This window comes from Pseudoalteromonas sp. OANN1, assembly GCF_024124685.1.
GTDB lineage: Bacteria > Pseudomonadota > Gammaproteobacteria > Enterobacterales > Alteromonadaceae > Pseudoalteromonas > Pseudoalteromonas piscicida.
On the sequence record NZ_JAMXSE010000042.1, the window covers coordinates 1 to 3,253 of the forward strand.

Consider the following 3,253-nt stretch of genomic DNA (forward strand, 5'->3'; position numbering starts at 1 on the left):
ATGCATATTAAATAGCAGAACCCCTGCACGCTCCGACGTATGAATATAGCGTACTCGTATCATGACATCCGATGCTAAATCAAATGGCTGTACAAACTCATCATTGACTAGTGCCGCTACCGCTTGCGCCTGAGACTCTCCTGATAAATGTCGCACGTCCTCTTGTGCTACCTTAATCTCTACCTCTGCTATATCCCTAATTTGCTGTTTTGCTTCGCCATCTACTTCAACATACACGCTACGTAACACTTCATGTCGTGCCACTATTTCGTTCAGTGCTCGCTCTACTACCATCAAGTCCAATTCACCTGACACTTCCAGTGCCATTGGCATATTGTACTCCGCCGAGCCTCCTTGTAGTTGGTCTATAAACCACAATCGTCGCTGCGCAAAAGAGCAAACTGATAATAATTTTCTGTTTTTAGAATCTCTTTTGCTGATCTTATTGACTGGAGCCTCTGCTGACTTTTGCTGCAAAAATTCCAGTAAAGCATCTTTGTTGTTTTTAATCAGTTGAACAGTTTCTTGATCTAGACGCGCTTTTGAGGACTTCGCCTTCAGCTTTCCATTCTCAATGAAAACCAATGTTCCCTCAGAGATCAGCTTGTTATAGAGATCATTCATATTATTTCTCAGTACCTTAATTTTTATTATTCATCCCACCAAATGCAGTTGGCAGAACATCAAAACTTAAAATAAAACAACTCACGCCAGACATTTGGACCTATCTGATAGTCACTAAACTGCAATAGCTCATTTACAGTAGCTCAATTACAAACTTCATATTCTTACGCTCCGACTCCCTAGGATAACAGGGCACCAGTTTTATGTTGCCGGTAAGGATTTTTATTAGTAAAAACGCATATAGCATTACAGATCACTAGACGTAATCCTAATCACAAGAACTTTTTTGCGCATTAATACTGTTCATACGGCAAAATCAGCATGTTTAACGAAACACACTTCAACAATATGAGTTTCCAAAAGATGTAAATTACTCAACAAAATAACGAGAATAGCTTAATGGTTAAGTCAGAGTTATACCTACTCTTTTAGTACTTCAGATAACTCACAATTCTCAGCTTACACCTAAGATCTAAAACTTATTATTCGCCTCTATAAAACGATTCATTGGCTATCACCAGTTGCTGAGTTTTACCTTCAGCAAGCGCATCCGCGATAAAATTAAATGATGCTCCCTCTTGTGCTTTGTTTGCTATGTAAGCACCGCAACTCTGTAAATACATCATTGATCAAGATCTCAATAGAGACATGAGCCCTCGAAGCATATAAACAACTCACGCGTGAGATACTTATGAAACTTTCAGGATTAAATTGATACTTTAGTAAACAGTTTTAGCAAATCGTAAGATACGTCATCACATCGTGACTTGCAACCTTTTCAAAAACAAATTCGCTTTCGACTTAAAACTGGAATTATAAGCTTTAAATTCAAAGTTTTAGAAAGTTCTGGTGCGCTTTCACTTATAAAAGCGCACCTAAACCCACGGAAAAGTTGATTAAAACTCGTACTCTAAGGCATCTTCAGAATCCATAAGCTCTTGAACTAAAGACTTTTCTTTATCAATTTGCTCACATAATAAACACAACTCTGCGATACTAGAAATATCATACAGATTCTTCAGCTCTATGTTTGTATAACCATTCGCTTTAAGCTCGGCAAGCAGTCTTATAGCCATTAAAGAATGCCCACCTAGCTCAAAGAAGCTGGCTTTCAAGCTAACACTACAGGTTTCCAACTGCAGAAGGTTCGCAACAATATCAACAACTAGAATTTCAACATCTGTAGTTGCGGCAACATACTCCACATGCATTGAACTACTATCTGGGGTAGGTAAAGCCTTCCGATCGACCTTACCATTCGCTGTTAATGGCCACTCATCTACAACCACGACTAAACTGGGGATCATATGTTCAGGTAGCTCCACACTGAGCCCCTTTTTCACTTTGTCATTTAGCGCAGAATGGTCAAGTCCATAGCTTTCAATTGATGGCTTGATATAACTTACTAACTGGGTCGAACCCGCAATCTCTTGCGCTACAACCAAAGATGAGTCAACGCATTCTAAACCACTTAACTGATGCTCGATCTCGCCCAATTCTATACGCAATCCACGAATTTTTATTTGGTGATCTATCCTCCCCTGATATTCAATTTCACCATCCTTTCTTATACGCGCTAAGTCTCCTGTTTTATAGAGCCTTTGAGAACTTGCTGCTTGGTTTCTATCATAAAAAGGGTTGGCAATGAAGCGTTCAGCGGTTAACTCTTCTCTATTTAAATAACCGCGAGCAAGACCATCTCCGCCAATATGCAACTCGCCCACAGCTCCTTCCGGTACCAAGTTAAGATAAGGGTCAAGAATGAGCAGCTGGATATTATCAATTGCCCTACCAATAGGAACTCCTCGACTAATGTCACCAGCACAGTCCCAATAGCTGACATCAATAGCGGCTTCCGTTGGACCATATAAATTATGCAGTTCAGAGTAAGGTAGTGCTTTCCTAAACTCTTCCACATGGCTTTGCTGTAATGCTTCACCACTACAAAAAACTTGTTCTAAGCTGCGACAATTCGTAAATTGCTCGTGCTCTAAGATCAATCCTAGCATTGATGGGACAAAGTGCATTTTAGTTATACTATGCTCTTGAATAAGTTGGCATAGGTATTCAGGTTCTTTGTGTCCTTCAGGGCGAGCTACGACTAGCTGTGCACCGTAGGCAAGCGTCCATACAAACTCCCATACAGAAACATCGAAACTATAAGGCGTTTTTTGCAGTACTTTATCACTGCAATTCATACCGTATTTATTATGCATCCAGTGGATACGATTATATAGTGCTTGATGCTCAACCATAACCCCTTTTGGTTTACCTGTTGAGCCAGAGGTATAAATAACATAAGCAAGGTGTTTTGATCGTAACCCTAGCTCTGACTTATCAACGCAGCTTACACTGTACGATTCAAACTGAGTTAAATCATCAAGGTTAATAGTCGGCACATTAAAGTTCTTTACTACATCCCAGCTCTTACTCTGCGTCAGTACAACATTGAAGGCTGCATCGTCCATCATGTATGCTAAACGCGATTGAGGATAGCTCGGGTCTAGCGGCACATACGCGCCTCCTGCTTTTAATATCCCCAATATACCCACTACCATCTCTAGTGAGCGCTCCACACATAGCCCCACCAAACTATCTGGCTTTATATGGTGCTCCGCCCTTAAATAGT

General features: G+C 40.5%; 3 protein-coding genes. All 3 read right to left on the reverse strand.

The features are described from left to right. The coding region (locus tag NH462_RS22730; protein ID WP_253107816.1) for a condensation domain-containing protein at positions 1-624 on the reverse strand (624 nt) is incomplete at its 3' end. Positions 625-1,106: 482 nt separating this feature from the next. Then, positions 1,107-1,250: a hypothetical protein gene (locus NH462_RS22735; RefSeq protein ID WP_019647633.1), complete on the reverse strand. Its 144-nt coding sequence runs from the start codon at positions 1,248-1,250 to the stop codon at positions 1,107-1,109. A gap of 270 nt (positions 1,251-1,520) precedes the next feature. Continuing rightward, a partial coding sequence (locus NH462_RS22740) for an amino acid adenylation domain-containing protein (RefSeq protein WP_253107817.1) occupies positions 1,521-3,253 on the reverse strand: 1,733 nt, incomplete at its 5' end.